This is a genomic window from Sporosarcina sp. Marseille-Q4063, from assembly GCF_018309085.1.
Classification (GTDB): Bacteria; Bacillota; Bacilli; order Bacillales_A; family Planococcaceae; genus Sporosarcina.
The window spans coordinates 2163115-2183345 of record NZ_CP070502.1 but is presented as its reverse complement, the minus strand read 5'-3'; the positions used below and the strand labels follow the sequence as shown (position 1 = coordinate 2183345).

General features: G+C 39.3%; 21 protein-coding genes. 17 read left to right on the top strand and 4 right to left on the bottom strand.

Annotated elements, in window-relative coordinates; all coding sequences use genetic code 11:
* The first annotated feature begins 699 nt into the window (after window positions 1–699).
* A complete protein-coding gene (locus JSQ81_RS11340; protein WP_212604179.1) occupies window positions 700–957 on the top strand; it encodes a hypothetical protein in 258 nt (85 codons plus the stop codon).
* 192 nt (window positions 958–1149) lie between these two features.
* On the opposite strand, the gene JSQ81_RS11335 is transcribed toward JSQ81_RS11340, so the two are convergent.
* Both JSQ81_RS11335 and JSQ81_RS11330 read right to left on the bottom strand, forming a co-directional pair.
* A complete protein-coding gene (locus JSQ81_RS11335; protein WP_249336523.1) occupies window positions 1150–2196 on the bottom strand; it encodes a sulfite oxidase in 1047 nt (348 codons plus the stop codon).
* A gap of 143 nt (window positions 2197–2339) precedes the next feature.
* On the bottom strand, window positions 2340–2951 hold the full coding sequence (locus JSQ81_RS11330) for a peroxiredoxin family protein (RefSeq protein WP_212604178.1): 612 nt from the start codon (window positions 2949–2951) through the stop codon (window positions 2340–2342).
* A gap of 174 nt (window positions 2952–3125) precedes the next feature.
* Between JSQ81_RS11330 and JSQ81_RS11325 the strand changes: the two genes are divergently transcribed.
* The 10 genes from JSQ81_RS11325 (at window position 3126) to JSQ81_RS11280 (ending at window position 10385) form a co-directional block, all read left to right on the top strand.
* Window positions 3126–4037, top strand: coding sequence for a hypothetical protein (locus tag JSQ81_RS11325; protein ID WP_212604177.1), 912 nt, complete (start codon window positions 3126–3128; stop codon window positions 4035–4037).
* 1 nt (window position 4038) lies between these two features.
* The gene (locus JSQ81_RS11320; RefSeq protein ID WP_212604176.1) at window positions 4039–4542 is read left to right on the top strand and encodes a GNAT family N-acetyltransferase; all 504 of its coding nucleotides are present in this window, start codon (window positions 4039–4041) and stop codon (window positions 4540–4542) included.
* A gap of 1 nt (window position 4543) precedes the next feature.
* Complete coding sequence (locus JSQ81_RS11315; protein ID WP_212604175.1) at window positions 4544–5035, top strand: hypothetical protein; 492 nt, start codon at window positions 4544–4546, stop codon at window positions 5033–5035.
* A 14-nt stretch (window positions 5036–5049) separates the two neighbouring features.
* A complete protein-coding gene (locus tag JSQ81_RS11310; RefSeq protein WP_212604174.1) occupies window positions 5050–6045 on the top strand; it encodes a macro domain-containing protein in 996 nt (331 codons plus the stop codon).
* A 105-nt stretch (window positions 6046–6150) separates the two neighbouring features.
* Window positions 6151–6795, top strand: a complete 645-nt coding sequence (locus JSQ81_RS11305; protein ID WP_212604173.1) for a vWA domain-containing protein — start codon at window positions 6151–6153, stop codon at window positions 6793–6795.
* A 357-nt stretch (window positions 6796–7152) separates the two neighbouring features.
* Entirely contained in the window at window positions 7153–7749 is a 597-nt protein-coding gene (locus tag JSQ81_RS11300; protein ID WP_212604172.1) for an NADPH-dependent FMN reductase, read from the top strand.
* Window positions 7750–7806: 57 nt separating this feature from the next.
* Window positions 7807–8196, top strand: coding sequence for a DoxX family protein (locus JSQ81_RS11295; RefSeq protein WP_212604171.1), 390 nt, complete (start codon window positions 7807–7809; stop codon window positions 8194–8196).
* 193 nt (window positions 8197–8389) lie between these two features.
* Window positions 8390–8818, top strand: a complete 429-nt coding sequence (locus tag JSQ81_RS11290) for an NUDIX hydrolase (protein ID WP_212604170.1) — start codon at window positions 8390–8392, stop codon at window positions 8816–8818.
* Window positions 8819–8861: 43 nt separating this feature from the next.
* Window positions 8862–10031: a DUF6688 domain-containing protein gene (locus JSQ81_RS11285; protein WP_212604169.1), complete on the top strand. Its 1170-nt coding sequence runs from the start codon at window positions 8862–8864 to the stop codon at window positions 10029–10031.
* 27 nt (window positions 10032–10058) lie between these two features.
* Window positions 10059–10385, top strand: a complete 327-nt coding sequence (locus JSQ81_RS11280; RefSeq protein ID WP_212604168.1) for a hypothetical protein — start codon at window positions 10059–10061, stop codon at window positions 10383–10385.
* A gap of 54 nt (window positions 10386–10439) precedes the next feature.
* Here the strand turns inward: JSQ81_RS11280 and JSQ81_RS11275 are convergent, their stop codons facing one another.
* Window positions 10440–11624 (bottom strand): NAD(P)-dependent malic enzyme, encoded by a 1185-nt coding sequence (locus JSQ81_RS11275; protein WP_212604167.1) that lies wholly within the window; start codon window positions 11622–11624, stop codon window positions 10440–10442.
* 118 nt (window positions 11625–11742) lie between these two features.
* Entirely contained in the window at window positions 11743–12393 is a 651-nt protein-coding gene (locus JSQ81_RS11270) for a LytTR family DNA-binding domain-containing protein (protein ID WP_212604166.1), read from the bottom strand.
* A gap of 201 nt (window positions 12394–12594) precedes the next feature.
* Here JSQ81_RS11270 and aceA point away from each other — a divergent pair, with 201 nt between their 5' ends.
* From aceA to JSQ81_RS11240, 6 genes are all read left to right on the top strand, one after another.
* Window positions 12595–13878, top strand: a complete 1284-nt coding sequence (aceA, locus tag JSQ81_RS11265) for an isocitrate lyase (RefSeq protein ID WP_212604165.1) — start codon at window positions 12595–12597, stop codon at window positions 13876–13878.
* A 75-nt stretch (window positions 13879–13953) separates the two neighbouring features.
* A complete protein-coding gene (gene yhfH, locus JSQ81_RS11260; RefSeq protein ID WP_212604164.1) occupies window positions 13954–14082 on the top strand; it encodes a protein YhfH in 129 nt (42 codons plus the stop codon).
* Between the two features lie 63 nt (window positions 14083–14145).
* Window positions 14146–16320: a malate synthase G gene (locus tag JSQ81_RS11255; RefSeq protein WP_212604163.1), complete on the top strand. Its 2175-nt coding sequence runs from the start codon at window positions 14146–14148 to the stop codon at window positions 16318–16320.
* A 995-nt stretch (window positions 16321–17315) separates the two neighbouring features.
* On the top strand, window positions 17316–18512 hold the full coding sequence (locus JSQ81_RS11250) for a ParM/StbA family protein (RefSeq protein ID WP_212604162.1): 1197 nt from the start codon (window positions 17316–17318) through the stop codon (window positions 18510–18512).
* Window positions 18513–18523: 11 nt separating this feature from the next.
* Window positions 18524–19054, top strand: a complete 531-nt coding sequence (locus tag JSQ81_RS11245; protein WP_212604161.1) for a hypothetical protein — start codon at window positions 18524–18526, stop codon at window positions 19052–19054.
* 97 nt (window positions 19055–19151) lie between these two features.
* Window positions 19152–20210 carry a P1 family peptidase gene (locus JSQ81_RS11240; RefSeq protein ID WP_212604160.1) on the top strand — a complete coding sequence of 353 codons (1059 nt, stop codon included), beginning with the start codon at window positions 19152–19154 and terminating at the stop codon, window positions 20208–20210.
* The last annotated feature ends 21 nt before the right edge of the window (window positions 20211–20231 follow it).

Genomic DNA, 20231 nt, shown 5'->3' with positions numbered 1-20231 from the left:
GAAATGGGCTAGGTTCTTGTTTAGAACCAAGCCTTTTTTGATTGCTTGAGAGAGCATCAATGAAGTCCCGTGTAGCAGTAAATTGATGTAATGATAAAGGCGAAAGTCAAGTCCAAAAAATCCCCAATATTTTTTGATTATGAGTGCTTTTCCCTTTGTGTAAATTCTCCATAAAAGTGATGATTAGATTCAAAAACCACAAGACACCTAATAATATTAAATATAAAGACTTTCCCATATGGATTATATTGATATACCCCCCAAAAAAAATATAATCTTTACTGATTCGATTTCCCGAGAAAAAATACCTTCTTTAAAGGATTTGATCCCTAGTATTTTGGAATTTAAAAAGAGCAGAGAATTTCGATTAACGGGTTCGGTTGATGGGGAGAAAACAATAAAAAACACAGCGTTCGGGGACACAATTCGCATATGAATTGGTGTCCCTGTTTTTGTTGTTGCATCAACATTTAGATGCTTTATATTGATGAATTGTACCACCATTGGCACAGGAATTAGCAACAGCGCATAAATTTATGTGCCTTTGTTAATTCCGTTGTTAAACACATGCTAATTGGATATTGGAAAGAAAAATATAGAAGGAAGATGAGAAATCTATGCTAAAATATACTAAAGATTGTGAAATAATGTTCTTCAACTAACGCGGCAGTTTACAGATAAAAGGAGGTAAGTTTAGTTATGGAAGAAGAGTATCTAAAAAATAAGAAAAAAGTTGATACAACGAAGTTGGCAATGAAAGAGATTGGCTTTACAGTATTAGTCATGCTTTTTTTTGTTCAGTATTACAAAATACTTGCGTATGCATATAACCGTTGGATTTGGGGGACTGGTGTTAGCGATCATTTTTTTTATTTACTATTGCTATTTGTGGTGCTTCCTGCGTCTTACTTTTCCGCAAAATATTTAGTTAAAGTAATTAAATTCTTATTAAATTAACCCTTTAGTTCAATAAGGTAAAAAATTTCGCCAAAAAAACGCTCAGATTTGAGCATTTTTACTTGTTTTTTATATAGCTATTTCACTGTTGAAATATATGCTGATTAAGCTGTTTTTTACGTTGTTAATTGCACTTTGCTCCCTATCAACCGAACCCGTTAAATTTCGATGCCTGCTCTACGGTAAGTCCTACTATTCTACTTTAACCACAATTTCATCAACGGCGTTGTATCCATAGCCTTTTCGATTCCAAAGAGGGGATGTTGGCTGAACTCGATTAAAGGAATCGGTTGCTTTCGACATGATTGTATAGTCGCCTTTCTCTACAATTGTCCATTCATGCGACCAAGAAACCCATTCATAACCCGGATAATCGCCATTATCGACTTTTGCATTTGACCAAGTCTGCCCGTTGTCTGTACTGACTTCCACTTTTGTTATAGAGCCTTTACCCGTCCACGCAATCCCTTTAATTAAATGCTTGCCTGTGTTGAGGGTATCCCTATCTAACGGCTTTTGGATGGTGGAGTTGACATTCATTGTTGTCACGGGCCGGGCATCCTTATTCGTCTCTTTATGCGGATAGTAAACATAATCAATGGACTGAAAGGGACCTGTAAAGTTTTGTTCAATGACCGTTATTTGCTTGATCCATTTCACGGAAGCCATCGCGTACCACTGCGGGACGATAAGTCTCAATGGAAAACCGTGTTTAAATGGAATAGGTTGATGATTATATTCATAAGCAATTATGGTGTCGGGATGAAGTGCCTTTTCAATCGGCAAGCTCCTGGTAAATGTGAATACATGATCTAAATCAGTTCTCTTCCCGAAATCATACCCTTCCACGACAACTTCTGTTGCGCCATCTTTAATTCCAGCGAGTTCAAGAAGAGCCCTTAACGGAGCCCCTTTCCAAATCCCTTGGCTCATTGCCCCTTTTCCCCATTGCTCACCAAACACTTTAGGTTCAAATAAACTGCGTTTGTTTCCCGCACATTCGAGGACTACGTTAATTGTTTTAGACGGTAATTGAAGGATATCTTGCATAGAAAACAGGATAGGTGTGTTGACGGAACCGTTTAGGGGAATCCAATAGTTGGCAGCGGAAAGCAGTGGATAGGAAAAGTGGTTTCGCCGATAAAACAAATCGTTAGATAGAAAATCCGTTTCAATGAATTGGATCGGCGTTTCCTGATTTTCGGGTTGCAAACTACGCGTCAGTAAATAAGGCTTCACTGAGTAAAATAGAATCTCCTCCTGATTAGGATTTATATGTTCCGTGGAGTAGAAATAGTCGATTTCGTGTTTCAATCAGCGTGTTAAAAGATTAAATAAACCTAATCAATCACCACGAACTGGTGCGGTTGATCAGGTTTATCTCATTCAATATTAGCTATCAGTTCCTCAATCTTCTTTTCATCTACTGCATAAGAAAATTTCTTCACGATTATTCCGTCGGCGTTGATCAGATATGTTGTTGGATAATAATCAAAATCATATAAGTCTTTTATTTCACCTTCAGCATCTAATAGCACAGGAAATGATAATCCAAGGGAATCTACAAACTTCTCAACATTTTCAACGTTTCTTTCATCGGTAGTCATATTGACCGCAATCATTTCTACATCCGCAGAGTCCTTATATTTTTGATAATAATTCTCCATATGCGGCATTTCAACTCTACAAGGTGGACACCATGATGCCCAAAAGTTCAGGAATACTTTTTTGCCTTTGTAATCGGATAGTTTAATCATTTCACCTGATAAACTTCTTAATTCAAAATCAGGCGCAATATTACTTTCTTCAGATCCTATTTCATATTCCAAGCCTTCATTATCTAATTTGTTCGCTTGATCTTTTATTAAACCACTAGGGTATTCCTCAAATTCGGCAGATTTATCTTTCCCTACAAAATTGGTTTTAACAGTCATGATAACCATGAAGGCAATAATGAATACTGAAATAATCATACCGAAAAATTTTAAGTTCATTAATATCTCCTCCATCAATCAATTCAATACTTAGTCTACACACGATATGTATACCAGGCAATTTAATACACATGTGGATGATTGATTCACATCGTGCCAGTTAGTAAATGAAAAAGGGCTTTTATATATTTTGTTGAATATAGGTAAGAAGACGAATAAACAGGGGGAAGTTTTATGGCTAAGCTATCCAAAGGTCAATTTGAAAACGCAAAATCTTTTATTCACTCAAAAGCCCGTAAATTAGAAAGTGCTCGGTTCGAACTTGAATTTGAAAATGGAAGTAAGGAAAATGTTTTGAAAGAATTGCTTCGTTTTCAAAATGAGGATGGTGGTTTTGGGAACGGGTTGGAGCCTGATTTTAGATGCAAGGAATCCTCAGCATTAGCAACCTCTATTGGACTCGATTATTTATTAAAAGCGGGTGTTGACGAAAATCATGTAGTCGTTGAGGAAGCAATTAAGTATTTATTAACGACGTTTAATAAAGATAAAATGGGTTGGCAAATTGTTCCGAGAGAGGTGGAGTCGGCACCACGGGCTATTTGGTGGAATTATAGCGAGGATGGGACGTGGGGAAACCCGACAGCAGAAATTATTGGACTGCTGCACCATTATAAGGGGTTAGTTCCCGCGGATTTCCTTCTTGATTTGACGAAATATGCAATTGACTACGTGAATAATTTGATGGAATATGAAAATCACGAGTTACTTTGCATTTTAAAGTTTTCTAAGGAATTACCCGAAGAGGAGTATGGTTTAATTTCCAATAAACTTATAGAAATGGTGAAAGCGAATGTTACGGTGGATCCGGATAAATGGGATTCTTATTGTCTTTTGCCAATCCAAGTGGTTCATTCGCCAAGGTCGGAATTCTATGATTTGTTTTCAGATATTATTCCGGCTAATTTAGATTACTTAGTTGCGAAACAAACCACAGAAGGCTATTGGGAACCTACATGGGCTTGGGGACAGTATGAAGAGGAATGGGAAAAAGTGAAAGTAGAGTGGAGCGGTTGTTTGACATTGGACTACTTGAAAGTATTAAAGGCTTTCGATTGGATTGATTTACAAGGGGAGAAACAATAATATGCCTATTACACTGGAAAAAGCTTTAGAAGCAGATAAAACTATTTTGGGAAACCTATATTCATTATATCTACATGATCTTTCAAAATTTACTATGCAAATCGACATTGGAGAAGACGGCTTTTTTCATTTTGAGGATTTGGAAACATTTTGGAAAACAGACGGAATTTCACCATTTTTCATCAAGGAAAATGAGACTATTGTTGGGTTTCTGCTGCTATTGGAACGTCCTTTCTTGAAAAAAGAAATGGACTTTGGCATAAATGATTTATTCATACTCAATAAATACAAAGGTAAAGGATTAGGCAGCCAGGCGGTGAAAGAATTATTTCAAGAGAAACAAGGAAAGTATTTTGTGATTGAGCTTGTTGAAAATAAACCAGCAGTTTTCTTTTGGAAAATGCTATATAAAGAATTACATATTAATTTTGAAGAACGAGCAGAGTTGATAGATGAAGAACCGTGTTTAATTCAAACGTTTAGTATTCCAAAGGAGAATGCATAGAATGTCCGCCATTTTCAGAAGAGATAAATTAATAAAAGATGACTTAAAAGGCTCCGCAAAACTAATGTATAAAGATGTTTCAAAAGATGCGTGGGATCAAGAGAATCTGACGAAAGAAAATCTGGATTTCACCATTGATAGCATTCGATATATTGATTTATATGCAAAAAAGTTAATGACAACAGACGCTGAATTATTGAATAAGCATTACGACAATTTTGTCGATCGAATCGGTGCCTATATCGGGGAGGTTATTAAAAGAAATATAGAACAAGACTTTCACTGGTATGAATTTGACTCTGTTTATAATCATTCTTCAAATCTCTATGAAATTACCAGAAATAAAAAAGGATGGACGCTTCTTTATTCCAAAAAGAGTGATGAAGTAATCATGCCTTTATTGGTAGTTGCGGAGTTTTTTGAAGGGGACTCAACATATCCTGATTTTCTCGGTTATGTAGAAAAAGTGATTCATGAACAGCTAGCTAACTGATTGGGGGATTGAAGATGCCTTTAGAAATTGTACGAAATGATCTTACAAAGATGGATGTCGATGTCATTGTGAACGCTGCAAATAGCGCGCTTCAGATGGGTGGCGGTGTTTGCGGGGCTATTTTTAATGCCGCAGGCGCAACTGAGTTGCAGGCGGCGTGCGATGAAATTGGCGGGTGTCCGACAGGGGAGGCTGTCATGACCGATGGTTTTCAATTGCCGGCGAAGAAAGTTATTCATACGGTCGGACCGATTTGGAAGGGCGGAACGGCGAATGAAGAAGCGCTTCTTAGAAATTGCTATAAAAATTCATTAGCGCTTGCCGTCTCCGAAGGGTATGAGTCCATTGCGTTTCCGCTCATTTCTTCTGGAATTTACGGCTATCCGAGAGAACAAGCCTTCCAAGTCGCGATGTCGACCATAAGTGAATTCATACTGGAGCACGATATTTACGTCTATCTAGTTGTCTTCGATCAGAAGGCGTTCGGGGTAAGCAAGAAGCTATTTATATCGGTTGCCGAGTATATTGATGAGCATTATGTCGACGAACACGAAATCACTTACTCTCGGAATCGCAGGCAGTTGGACGAGGAGATTTTGCGAGAAGTCGAATCCTATCCGATTGAAATGCCCGTCAGTAAAAGAAATATAGAAGATGTTTTGGCGCAAATGGATGAATCTTTTTCCGAAAGCTTGTTGCGCTTAATTGATGAAAAAGGCATGACAGACGCGGCTACGTATCGAAAAGCGAATATCGACCGTCGTTTATTTTCCAAAATCCGCAATGCTGTCGATTACACGCCGCTAAAAAAAACCGTCATTGCTTTCGCGATTGCGTTGGAATTAAACCTTGATGAAACAATCGATTTATTGGCAAAAGCGGGATACACGTTGTCGCAGAGCCATAAGTTTGATTTGATTATTGGGTATTTAATTGAAGAGGAAGTCTTTAATATTCACGAAATCAATGAGGTCTTATTTAGTTTTGATCAAGTGTTACTAGGCGCGTGAAAATGTCGCTTCTAAAGCGACCTATTCGATTTAGTATCTTGTTATTCTTAGTTTGTAGAGGAAACCGGACGGAGGTTCCGGTAACAAACGAGGAGGATGCCAAATATGAAAACGAATGGGACGGAGTTAGTTTTTATTTTGGATAGAAGTGGTTCAATGTCGGGGCTTGAGGCAGATACCATTGGTGGCTATAATGCGATGCTTGCGAAACAAAAAAATGAGGAAGGCGAAGCGACTGTTACCACGGTTTTGTTCAACCACGATATCGACTGGCTGCATGATCGCATAAAGATCAAAGGGATTGCGCCGATAACTGAACAGGAATATGAGGTAGGCGGCACGACAGCGCTACTAGATGCCATTGGGTCGACGATTCATAAAATCGGCAATGTACAAAAGAGAACAAGTGAAGAAGAACGTGCTGGCAAAGTTCTTTTCGTTATCACCACGGATGGGATGGAGAATGCCAGTCGCGAATATGATTACGGGAAGATTAAAGCGATGATTGAGCACCAAAAGGTTAAGTACGACTGGGAGTTTATCTTTCTCGGTGCCAATATCGATGCAGTGTCTACAGCTTCAAAATTCGGGATTCAAGAAGATTACGCCGTAAACTATCATGCTGACAGCGAAGGCACCCAGGTTAATTTTCAAGCACTTAATGAGGCTGTTACAAGCTTTCGAAAAGGTCGAAAGTTAGATCGCGTTTGGAAGGAAAGCATTGAAAAGGATTTTGATAGTCGTAAGTGATGTAGTTAGGTAATAAACAGTATCCATGAAAATGGGTACTGTTTTTTATTTTGCAGGCTAGGCTTCAATATTATTTAATGTAAATCAAAGTGTTGACAGATGGAATAGATTCATGTTATATTTTAACTTGAATTCAAGATGTCTTAATTCGAGATACATTGGAGAAGTGCTACAGCCGATTCAAATGATGGAACTACGTAATAAATTGAATTAGGATTCAGTGTAATTTTTTTAAATATATATCTCGAATTCGAGATAATTTGATTGATATAAAAAGGAGGAACAATAAAGAAGTATCGGGTAGCACCAAGCATCACAGTACGCAGCACACTATTTTAAAGGAGTTGGAATTAAAAAATGGGATTTTTAAATAGATTATTTGGAACAAAACAAGAGGAGGAAATAACAATGACAAAATCAAATATCGGGATTATTTTAGGATCAACACGTGAGGGACGCGTAAGTCCACAAGTAGGGGCATGGGTAAAAGAATTAGCTGATAAACGTGGCGATGCGAACTACACGATTATCGATATCGCGGATTATAAATTACCACTACTCGGTGAAGCAGGCGGCGACGCATCAGGTGCAGCGGCTTGGTCAGAAATCATTGCACAACAAGACGGATTCGTATTCATCGTTCAAGAATACAATCATTCCATCACAGGAGCACTAAAGAATGCTTTGGATTACTTACGTGAAGAGTGGAACAACAAAGCGGCAGGCATCGTGTCATACGGTTCAGTAGGTGGAGCACGTGCAACGGAACATTTACGTGGTATTTTAAGTGAATTATCTGTAGCGCATGTTCGTGTACACCCAGCTCTATCATTATTTACAGACTTCGAAAATGGTACAGACTTCAAACCGGCTGCAGTACAATCGGATTCAGTTAATCAAATGCTAGACCAAGTTATTCCTTGGACAACTGCATTAAATACAGTACGTAAATAATTTTTAAGCATATATCTCGAGTTCGAGGTATCGATATATAATGGAGGAGAAAATTTTATGTCAAACAGAAATGAAATTGGAACATTGTTGCTTCGTGTTGTGCTAGGAATTGTTTTTTTAGCACATGGAGCTTCCAAGTTTCAAGGAGGGATAGGAAATACAGTAGGTTGGTTTGAAAGTATAGGAATTCCGGGATTCCTTGCTTATGCAGTAGGTACAATTGAAGTCGTAGGCGGTATTGCACTGATCTTAGGTATCGGGACTCGTGTCGTTTCTGTGCTACTTGGTATTATCATGCTTGGCGCAATTTTTACAGTGAACTTGCCGGCTGGCTTCCTTAATGGCTATGTTTTAGATCTTGTGTTATTAGTCCTTGCTGTGCATATGGTCTTGAATGGTAGTAAGTTACTTTCTCTTGGACAAGTGGTATTTAAAGGTAAGGATTAATAGAATTTCAAATTCTAATCATCAAATCAATAAGTGACGTAGGGCCAATCGATTCTATTCGATTGGCCCTTTCTCAATATGTGGCCAGAATGGGTCCTGCAGCATTATTGTTGTTTGAAAAAGGTTTTTTGTAAGTGTTCCTAGAAGATATTACTGTTCGGCAGAACCGGATAGTTCTAATTGGGGGGATTTTATGTTTATCGTCAACACAGAAGCCGCGATTTTCAGAGACGGCAAGTACTTGATTATCAAGCGTGGCGAAAAGGAAGCGCATGCAGGCGGGGAGCTATCGTTGGTCGGCGGAAAAGTTGAAATTGAAGGAGATTCGACGGATGTTTTAGAGAATACAATTATTCGCGAAGTGAAAGAAGAGGTAGGTCTTTCAATAATTGGAAAGCCGCGTTATATACAGAGCACAAATTTTGTCACTGACAATGGATTTCATGTCGTGAACGTCATTTTTCTTTGTGAAGAAGTAGAAGGCGATGCTTATGCAGCCAGTGCCGACGAGGTGAACGGCGTGTATTGGCTGACGCCTGAAGAAGTGTATATGCACGCAAAAGCACCGGATTATTTGAAGGACAGTGTTGAAAGGGCAGAAGCGTTGCGAACTGAACGGTAACGTTTTGGTTTCACGCGTTCAGTCCATAAAAAGGAGGGATTTCATGTATGCTGATAGGCTATTTTCCATACTAATCCTCATGCTATTTAGCGCATTACCAATCTATTCATTTCTAAAAATGATACAAAGTTTTAGGAATGAAAAAACAACGAGTAATGAAGATGTGATTGCGAAGGGGAACCTATTTGAAACATTTATTTTGTTAGGGATTTTCACTTTCATTTTATTAGGGTTTTTCTTTAATATTCATGGCTTACCGGGAGGCGATCCGCTACGGGTATATGAACTAACCGGCATGCCGTTAGAAGGTTATGCCCCGTTATCATCAGATTTGTTTACAGTTTTCGTGTTTTTCATCCTTGGTTGGATTGCTTATTGGTTGTTATCAGATGGAATGGGAAAGTTATCACCCATTTTATATGTTGTGAGTAGTTCACTTTTGCTCGTGAATATCTTATTTACTTTGGTTTATTTCACGCATACGGGGTTTTCGCATTATGGCGATTCAATTAGTGTCGGTGCCTCGGTTTTCTTTCTCCAATATGGGTATGGCTCTTTAAGTTTTTTATATATTGCCAAGCTGAATGATTCATTGCGCGAATTTCTCATAGACCAGCGGGAAAAAAGTTATTCGAATCGATTTTTAAGATTTCTATCACAAATTTCTTTAAACTACGAGAGAATCCCTGTTGCGGGGATGCTGTTTTTATTACCAGTTTTCGTTCTAGTTCAACTAATCTTAGTTTTGTTAGGTCAACGGCCAGATAGTTTCATACAAGTTTTTCTAGACACAAGTAGCTATACTTATTCAAAAATACCTGCGCCGCCTCCAGAAATCGTTCCTGGCGATGGGCATTATTTATGTACTGTCTCTGCTGTAGGTCATAAAAGATTGGTTAAACCGTTACGATCCGGCATCCGGAACGGGGAGCGAATTGTTGTAAACCGTCAATTATTAATCGCGAATGCGTTTGAAAATATTCTTGAAGAGTATACGCCTAACCTTCATAAAAGAATTCGGCATTTCTATGACACCTATGGCTATCCTGTTAGTAGACATATTAAAACGAAGCGGTCCGCAGATATTGTCTATCTGTTGATGAAGCCGTTGGAGTGGTTCTTCTTATTGGTGTTGTACACGATAGATGCAAAACCCGAAAACCGCATACATATGCAGTATAGTGAGTTGAGAGTTGTGCATATACCTAAGTAACTCAAAAATAGAGGGGATAAGAAGCCGATGATTTTCTCCGTAATTGCGCTTTTCGCTGTGGCAACAGTAATTTGGTCCACCTTTCACGCCATTAAAGGCAACCACCGTTTGTATTGGATTTCTGCAACAGGTATTTATGTATTTAGCTTCATAACTGGTTTTTCAATTGGACAACTTACGGTGGCATTCACACTGATTCCGTTAATTTTGGCGATAGGTTATTCTTTTGGCTGGATAAAAAGTAAAGTGCACGCTGTGATATTGCTTTGTTTAGGTGTTGTAACCAGCGGCTTGGTAGTGGTGTTTGATGTGGGGAATTGGTTGTTCTTGCCTTTTGCCTTTTTAATTAGCTAGGAAGTTAGGACAGAAAAAAAGCCCCGAAAATTTCAGGGGCTTGGTAAGCGTATTTTAATTGACTAGTGAAACCTGTGCAACACCTGTACGAATAGCAGCTTCACTAACAGCTTTAGAAACTGTATCTACAACTCTTGGATCGAAAGGGTTGGGAATCACATATTCTTCGGTTAATTCCGCTGTAGTAATTAAGGAAGCAATGGCATACGTTGCGGCTAATTTCATTTCGTCATTAATATCTGTAGCTCTTACATTCAATGCACCCTTAAAAATACCAGGAAAAGCCAAGACGTTATTCACTTGATTGGCGTAATCGGAACGACCTGTTGCAATGACCCGAACGCCGTATTCTTTCGCCTTATTGGGAAGAATTTCTGGAATCGGGTTTGCAAGTGCAAAAACAATCGGGTCTGGATTCATGCGTTCCACTAATTCTTTCGTTAAAATATTTGCAACAGAAACACCGATGAATACGTCCGCATTATTTAAAGCGTCTTTCAATGTCCCCGTTTCTTGGCTCGAATTTGTTATTTCGGCAATATGTGTCTTCTGTTCATTCATCCCATGCGTACGATTTTTATATATAATTCCTTTTGAATCGCACATTATTATATTTTCGGCACCAAGGGAGATAAGCAAGTTTGTAATCGCGATACCTGCAGCGCCAGCACCGTTCACAACGATTTTTATCTCTTGCACTGTTTTGTTCACTAATTTTAAAGCGTTCATAAGTCCAGCAGAAACAACGATTGCTGTACCGTGCTGATCATCATGAAATACGGGGATATCACATTCTTCACGCAGTCGTCTTTCAATTTCAAAACAACGCGGTGCAGATATATCTTCAAGATTGATACCGCCGAAAGTGGGGCTGAGTAATTTAACGGTTCGAATAATTTCTTCTGCATCAGTTGTATCTAAGCAAATCGGAAACGCATCGATATCCGCAAACTTTTTAAGTAGCAATGCTTTTCCTTCCATAACGGGCAAGGAAGCGGCAGGTCCAATATCACCAAGACCTAAAACAGCAGTGCCGTCTGTTACGATGCCAACTAAATTCCCTTTAATTGTATACTCATAGACTTTGGTAGGGTCATTATGGATTTCGACACAAGGATCCGCAACGCCAGGTGAATAAGCCAAGCTCAAGTCGACATCATTTTCCAATGGAACTTTAGATTTAATCTCCAGTTTACCCCTATGCTTTCGATGGACCTCTAATGCAGTTACACTATCCATATCATTAGCCCTCTTTTCCACTGATTTATTTGTTTAGATTTATAATTATTACCACATCTAAATTTTAAATACAAGTACATGATTCCGAAAATTAGAAATCGTGAGTGGATTATGACTTTTAGAAACCGAGTTTTTTGCGAACGTCTGCAGAATACGTTTGGCTAACTGGCAACACTGTTCCGTCTTTTATTGTAATTTGAATGTTTGAAGAGAAGTCACGCGAAATTTCCATGATATATGAAATGTTCACAATATAAGAGCGATGGATACGTATGAAATTTGTAGGAAGCTGAAATGTTAAATCTTTTAACGTATAGATGGATTGATAACCCTCATTATTTGTATAAAACCAAGTCTTTTTTTGCAAGCTCTCAATATGAGAAACATCTTTTATTTCAATTGGACACCAAATGTTTTCATTTCTCCCTGTTAAAAAAGTGAGTGTTTGCTGTTTCGAATAAGGATGCGTTGTAGGTAAAATAATAATTAATGCGCCTTCTTTCTCTTCTATCTGGATCGGATAGCCAATTCCGTAGTATGGAACCCCGAAAATCGAATCATCTACGAGTTTTTCTACTTTACACTTTTTCTTGATAACTGTTTCAGCGACACTTCCTTTCTCTATCATTTGTCCTTTTTGAATGCGAATATCATGTGCGCCCGAAATGTATTGCGAATAAGCGTTATCAGTGGCAACTGCAATAGCAGCCTCGTCCGGAATCCAATCTTTCATTAAACTGACCAACTGTTGTAAGCCTTCATTCGTCAAACTAATTCCCCTCTCCTTCGGTTCTTGGAAAATTAACACTCGCCAATCATTCATCCTTGTATAAATTGTTCTGTCGGTGATTATACGATTCTATCAAAATATTGTGACAGATTAAATATTCTGTTATATAGTAGTATATATCAACATCAACTGTTATGGAACAGTTTACTTAAATAAAAAACCATTTGGAGGATGATGTGCATGTTAAACAGAGAAGAGCAAGCGAAACAATTAGAAGAAAGCTGGGAAAATGACGCTAGATGGAATGGCATTGAGAGATTATACACGGGTGAAGATGTAGTAAAACTAAGAGGTTCTATTCAAATTGAACACACGCTTGCTAGAAAAGGAGCAACGCGACTATATAAATCGATTCATGAAGAAGATTTTGTCAATGCGCTCGGTGCATTAACTGGAAATCAAGCTGTTCAACAAGTGAAAGCAGGCCTTAAAGCAATCTATTTAAGTGGCTGGCAAGTTGCAGCAGATGCGAATATGGCAGGACAGATGTATCCCGATCAAAGTTTATATCCAGTAAATAGCGTTCCGAAAGTTGTAGAGCGCATTAACCAAGCACTTCAACGGGCTGACCAAATCGATCATTCTGAAGGTAGAGAAGACGGATTTGATTGGTTTGCACCGATTGTAGCAGACATGGAAGCGGGCTTTGGCGGTCCATTGAATGTTTTTGAACTCATGAAAAGCATGATTGAAGCGGGTGCGGCTGGTGTTCACCTTGAAGATCAACTCGCATCGGAAAAGAAATGTGGCCATTTAGGTGGGAAAGTATTATTGCCGACACAAAACGCTGTGCGCAACTTGACGGCTGCTCGTCTAGCTGCAGATGTATTGGGCGTTCCAACAATCATCATCGCAAGAACGGATGCCGACGCTGCAGATATGGTGACAAGTGATATCGACCCAGTGGATCAGGAATTTATCACAGGCGAACGGACACCAGAAGGGTTCTTCCGTACAAAAGCGGGCATTGATCAAGCGATTGCAAGAGGATTAGCGTACGCGCCTTATGCAGATCTTATCTGGTGTGAAACTTCAACACCGAATCTAGAGGAAGCACAACAGTTTGCGGATGCGATTCATGCAAAGTTCCCGGGGAAACTATTAGCCTACAATTGTTCACCATCCTTCAACTGGAAAGCGGCACTAACTGACGAGGAAATTGAAAACTATCAAAGAGAACTAGGGAAAATGGGTTACAAATTCCAGTTCGTAACACTTGCAGGATTCCACTCATTGAACCACAGCATGTTTGAACTTGCACATGCGTATAAGGATCATGGCATGGCTGCATATTCCAAACTGCAAGAAGCCGAGTTTGCAAGCGAACCAAAAGGATATACAGCAACGAGACACCAGCGCGAAGTCGGAACTGGATATTTTGATGAAGTATCACAAGCTATTTCGGGTGGAACTTCATCTACAACGGCTATGAAAGGGTCTACTGAAGAAGCGCAATTTGTTTAATCGTTAATTGAAAATATTATAAAACCCCGCCCTTAATAAAAGGGTGGGCGTTCATAAAAATTGGAGGAGATTATGATGAGAGAAAAAGAAATCACTAGGATGTCTGCAGAGAAAGAATGTCCAGAATGCGGAGAAAAATTTATCGAAGAAGTTGAATCAGTCGTTTATGAGTGTGAACGTTGTATCGGTAGGCATGAACAATAATTAAAGCGTCTCTATTCCTGCTATTAGGATATAGAGACGTTTTTCAACAAAGGGGATAATCAGATGACAAATTACGTTAAAGTCAATGATCTTCAAGTTTCGCAAGTACTCTATGAATTCGTTAATTCAGAAGCGTTACCTGATACTGGACTCGATCAACAGAAATTTTGGTCAGATTTTAGTACTTTGATTCATGAACTATCACCGGAAAATAAGCAATTATTAGTGAAACGCGAGAAATTACAAAAACAGATTAATAACTGGCATAAACAACACCAACAGTCCTTTGACTATGAAAAGTATAAAGCTTTTCTACTGGAAATTGGCTATCTTGAACCAAAAGTCGAAGAATTTAAAGTGTCGACAGCCGATGTAGACAGTGAGGTCGCTATACAGGCCGGACCGCAGTTAGTTGTACCAGTAGACAATGCCCGTTATGCGCTAAACGCCGCAAATGCCCGTTGGGGGAGCCTCTACGACGCGCTTTACGGAACAGACGTAATTAGTGAGGACAACGGAGCGGAAGCTAGCGAAAAATACAATCCTGTACGCGGTAAGAAAGTAGTCGACTTTTCGAAACAATTTTTAGACGAACATGTAGCATTAGCGAATGCTTCCCATGCGAAAGTGGAGAAATATGCAATTGTTGACGGTAAATTGTCGGCGAAACTTGAGAATGGGGAAGAAGCAGGATTGAAAGATGCCGAGAAGTTGGTAGGGCATCAAGGACCGCCTGAAGAACCAACAGCTATATTATTGGTGAATAACGGCCTGCATATTGAAATCCAAATTGATCGTACGCATCCTATAGGTAAAGACGATGCAGCGGGTGTGAAAGATGTTTATTTAGAAGCTGCACTCTCAACACTTATGGATTGCGAAGATTCAATTGCTGCGGTCGATGCGGAAGATAAAGTAGGTGTCTATCGGAACTGGTTAGGTTTAATGAAAGGGGACCTGGCGGTTACTTTTGAACGGGGTGGTAAGACGATTAGGCGTACATTAAATCCAGATCGCATATATACATCTCTAAATGGTGAATCGATTACATTATCCGGCCGTTCCCTCATGTACGTTCGAAATGTAGGCCATTTAATGACCAATCATGCAATATTGGACAAAGAGGGAGAAGAGGTTCCTGAAGGGATTCTAGATGGAGTTCTTACTACGTTAATTGCGAAACATAACTTATCTCATCAGGAATTCAAAAACTCTACTCACGGTTCTATTTATATTGTTAAACCAAAAATGCATGGATCTAAAGAAGCGGCCTTTGCAAATAAGCTGTTTGACCGTATTGAAGATATTCTGGACTTGCAGCGTCATACATTAAAAATTGGCCTCATGGATGAAGAGCGACGTACATCGCTGAACTTGAAAGCGTGTATTAATGAAGTGAAAGAAAGAATCGCATTCATTAACACGGGTTTCTTGGACCGTACAGGTGATGAGATTCACACGTCTATGGAAGCCGGCGTAATGATTCGTAAAAATGAAATGAAAACTGCAAATTGGCTACAAGCGTATGAAACATCGAACGTAGTTGTTGGAATTGATAGCGGATTACCTGGACGTGCACAAATTGGTAAAGGCATGTGGGCGATGCCGGATTTAATGGCAGCAATGTTAGAGCAAAAGGTTGCCCATCCTAAAGCTGGCGCGAATACTGCATGGGTACCGTCTCCAACGGCAGCAACCTTACATGCGCTCCATTACCATCAAGTGGATGTTGGGGAAGTTCAAAAAGGCATCGAAAGTTCGCTAGATTTACAAGATGAGATTCTACAAATTCCATTAGCTGAAAAGCCTATTTGGTCTCCAGAAGAAGTTCAAGCAGAACTCGATAATAATGCGCAAGGTATTTTAGGTTATGTCGTACGATGGGTAGACCAAGGCGTGGGTTGTTCGAAGGTTCCAGATATTAATAATGTTGGGTTGATGGAAGACCGTGCCACACTGCGGATTTCAAGTCAGCATATCGCAAACTGGCTGCACCACGGAATTTGTTCAAAAGAACAAGTGATTGAAACGATGAAACGCATGGCCAAGGTAGTAGACGGGCAAAATGCAGCTGATCCATTATATCGTCCGATGGCACCTAACTTCGACGAATCTGTCGCATTTGCCGCGGCTTGTGATTTAGTCTTGCAAGGGATAGACCAGCCAAATGGTTATACTGAACCCATTTTACACAAACGCCGGATTGAGGCGAAAGCGAAGGAAAGAATTATTGTATAACAAAATTTTTTATATTTGGATTTTGGCCGATAGATTTCTTGAATGAAATGAGAATATTGGATTTTCTGTAATATCCAGTGTATAATAATAGTAGAAGTGCATAACATGAAAAAGACCGGATGCGCTAACATCCGGCTTCACAACTACTAACCGCAAGAAGAGCGGTTGGTCCAGATTTGACTAGAAGTAACCATCAATCCTTACCACAGGGGACGGTTACTTCTTTTTCTTGTGGAAAAAGATGACCGATAACAATATCGTTATAATCGTGAGCCATACAACGGAAAGTTGTATTAGCAAACTGAGTAACTCAAAAATTGTTATCATTGGCATCACCTCCTTGAAAGGAAGTGACCAACCGCCCACCCTGCTTATGTAGTTGTCTTTCTATTCTATCATATCGAGAACGTACATTCTAATTCTATCTAAATTATTCGTCAGCTTTGTCCCTATTCTTCTACAAGCCACAGTAGCCAATATAAGCAATTATAGGGGATTTGCATAGTCTATGTCTACTTTTACCGTTGATTAGGTTCAGGATGGCTGCTGAGAGGTCAATTTTGAGGATATTCATAAATAAAATACGAAATCTGCATCAAAAATCACTCATTTTTGCAAAATTAATTTCAAAAAATAATTATTAATTATACGGAGTATTCCAAGAAGTCGGTACCTTTTGAAGGCCGGCTTTTTATTTGCGCAAAAAAAGAGGGAGAAGAGGGGATCTGAAATGTTCTCTGCAGCTCCTTTTTTCGATGTATACAAAAATAGTTACAAGTACACAAAAGTGTATACAATTGTAAACAATAAAGTGTACAAGTATACAAACAAGTACACATGCCTTAGTGACACGATGTGTACATATTCGTAAACGTGTATACGTTAAAGTGTACACGTTACAGTTGTGTGTTAAATGTTTGCTAGGCATTGACCTGAAGGTAGAAGTTCGATAAAGTTTATATAGTAATCTATGTTAATAGAGAGGATGTTTTATTTTGACAAAATCACGCATTGCAGCAATTGACGTTGGAAATGATTCGCTAAAAGGTATTTTTGGAAAATTAGAAGCAGAACTTAATATCCCGAATGTTATTGCACAGGATATCGAAGATCGTCCGGTTATCGGAATTGAAGAGCTTGACAAACAAGAATCGATTGATGGTATTCATATTCGTTTGCACTCCCCTGCATTAAGAGATAACAACTCGATTTACCGTGTCGGGAATTTAGCTGCGAAAAGCGGCAATTCTACTGAACTTGATCCAGGGAGCAACAAATCTGAAGAAGATCAAACGCTAGTCATGTTATTTGCGGCACTGGCATTGGATGCGGCTAATGAAGAGAACAGTGAAGTTTTCAAGCGCAAAGATAATGTCATCGAAGCAACTTACACTTTAGGGACAGGTCTTCCGCTAAGAGAAGTTAAGGAAGGGAAAGACGTTGGTTATCGTTCCCAATTGCTTGGATCAGTTCACCAAGTAGAGTTTTTAGTGACACCTAAATATCAAGGTATTAAAGTAAATATCAAATTTGATGAAGTTAAAGTTTATCCGGAAGGGTTTGCGGCATTTATTAACCTTGTTATGGACAATGACTTGAATGTCATCAATAAAGAATTGATTGACAAACAAATTTTGATTCAAGATATCGGTGGTCTTTCAACGGATGTGGCAGTCATTAAAAACCGTAAAGTTGATGATGATAAAGCGCAAGGCTTTAACTTGGGCGTATCAGAGTCACTTGATGCGATTCGCGAAGAAATCTATGCTAGACATGAAGTTGAATTAGATAGCCGGATGGATGTCGTGGATATCCTTACGCGCAAAAATGACCGCAACCATATCATGGTGAGAGGTAGCCGGACAAACGTGCATGATATCGTGGACCGGATTCTCTTGGATTTAGCGAAGAAGCAATATCGTCATTTACGTAATACATGGGCAAGAAATTCTCAAACTGAAATTTGCTATTTCATTGGCGGAGGGTCAATCGTTCTTAAAGATTACCTGAAAACGTTGAATAATAGCTTGGATGGTTATAACATCGATTTCTTTGAAGATGAAAAAGAAAGCGTTTGGATGATGGCGAATGCTTATTACAAACTGATTACAGATTTTGCTAAAAAGAATCAAAAAGAAGAACCGAAAGCACAACCGAAGGCAGAAGAAAAAGCAACAGCTAAAACAAAATAGGGTGATTGTGCGTGAGTGAAAAAGGATTAAAAAGGGGTCAACCCATTACGTTTCGTATCCCATCCGATACATCTGATCACACATTACGACAACTGCAGAAGCTGAAAGATGTCGAAAGAAGAAACTTCTCCAGTAAAATTGCAGAGTTTGTAACTGATGGTGTGAATGATTCTCTGTTGAAACACCGAGAAGCCATCGTCATTCCGTTGCCAAAAGGGTTATCAAAAGCGCAACGTGATTGGTTAAAGCACGAACATTCCGAAGCGCTTCTCGGAAGCATTGTTTATCAGCTCTTGTCAGATCCGAATCGTACGGCAGCTCTTTTTGCATCGATTAACAGTAATGCACTGGAAGTGGATGATGCCTTGTATCTACAAGAAGAAACAGCGGCGACCGTCGAACCGGAAACAAATGATTATAACGATATCGGTGATGATGATTTAGATAACTTTGACTGGACCCAGGTTACAAAGAGCGAGCCAATAGCAGTTGAAGAAGAAATCGATCCACTGGCCGATTTTCTTGCGCAGATGAATAAGTGATTATAAATAGAGAAAACTCAGCAATAGTGATATTGCTGAGTTTTTTTGTTTGTTATTGGTATAATTGACAAAACACAGTTAATCGGAGTGGATAATGATGAATGAACCGAAGAAAGTTCGAAACCGAGGAATAACGATTGGGCGGCTATCTGTTGGAATGAAAAACTGTATTACGGATGTAGAAGGTGTAAAGGTCGGGCATGTCACGATTGATAAACCGTTGAACGGGAATGAATATGCTGCGACGGGCGTGACAGCCATTTTGCCGCACGGAGATAATTTATTTGAAAATAAAGTAGTCGGCGCGACTTATATTCTGAATGGTTTTGGAAAAACAACGGGGCTTGTTCAAATAGAAGAATTAGGTCTTATTGAATCGCCGATTATGTTAACAAATACATTTGGAGTACCTTCGGTGACTCAAGGGACGCTTCAATATATGTTGGAAGAAACCCCGGAAATTGGTGACACGACTGGAACGATTAATATAGTCGTCGGGGAATGCAATGACAGCCGATTGAATTCGATTCGGACGCTTCCGGTAAAACCAAGTGATGCGATAGCTGCCATTAAAGGAGCGACGCACAATTCTTCATTGGAAGGGGCGGTTGGCGCTGGAAAAGGGATGATTTGCTTCGGTTATAAAGGTGGTATCGGTACTTCTTCGAGAACTGTTAAAGATGAGTCATCAGGAAAAACCTACACAGTTGGTTGTCTCGTTCTCAGTAATTTCGGTGAGAAAGAAGATTTTCAGATTGAAAAGTATAAATTGGCTAATCAACAAGAAGTTCCAGCCTATCCCAAATCAGCGGATGGATCTATCATGATTGTACTGGCTACAGATGCGCCGGTGGATAGCAGGCAGTTGCGAAGAATCGCGAAAAGATGCGGAATCGGGCTCGGCAGGACTGGCAGTCATTTTAGTAATGGAAGCGGAGACATCGTCATTGCTTTTTCGACAGCTCAGAAAATAAAGCATTCTTCCTCGGAAAGTGTCGAAAGCAGTTTGCATTTAAGAGAAGATCAGGCGATTATGAATGATCTTTTCCTTGCTGCCGCTGAAGTTACTGAAGAAGCGATATTGAATTCTTTGTCGCAAGCAGTAACTACAACGGGGCGTATGGGGAATATTGTTCATGCCTATCCGTTTACTTAATATAAAAACAGCGTCCTGAAA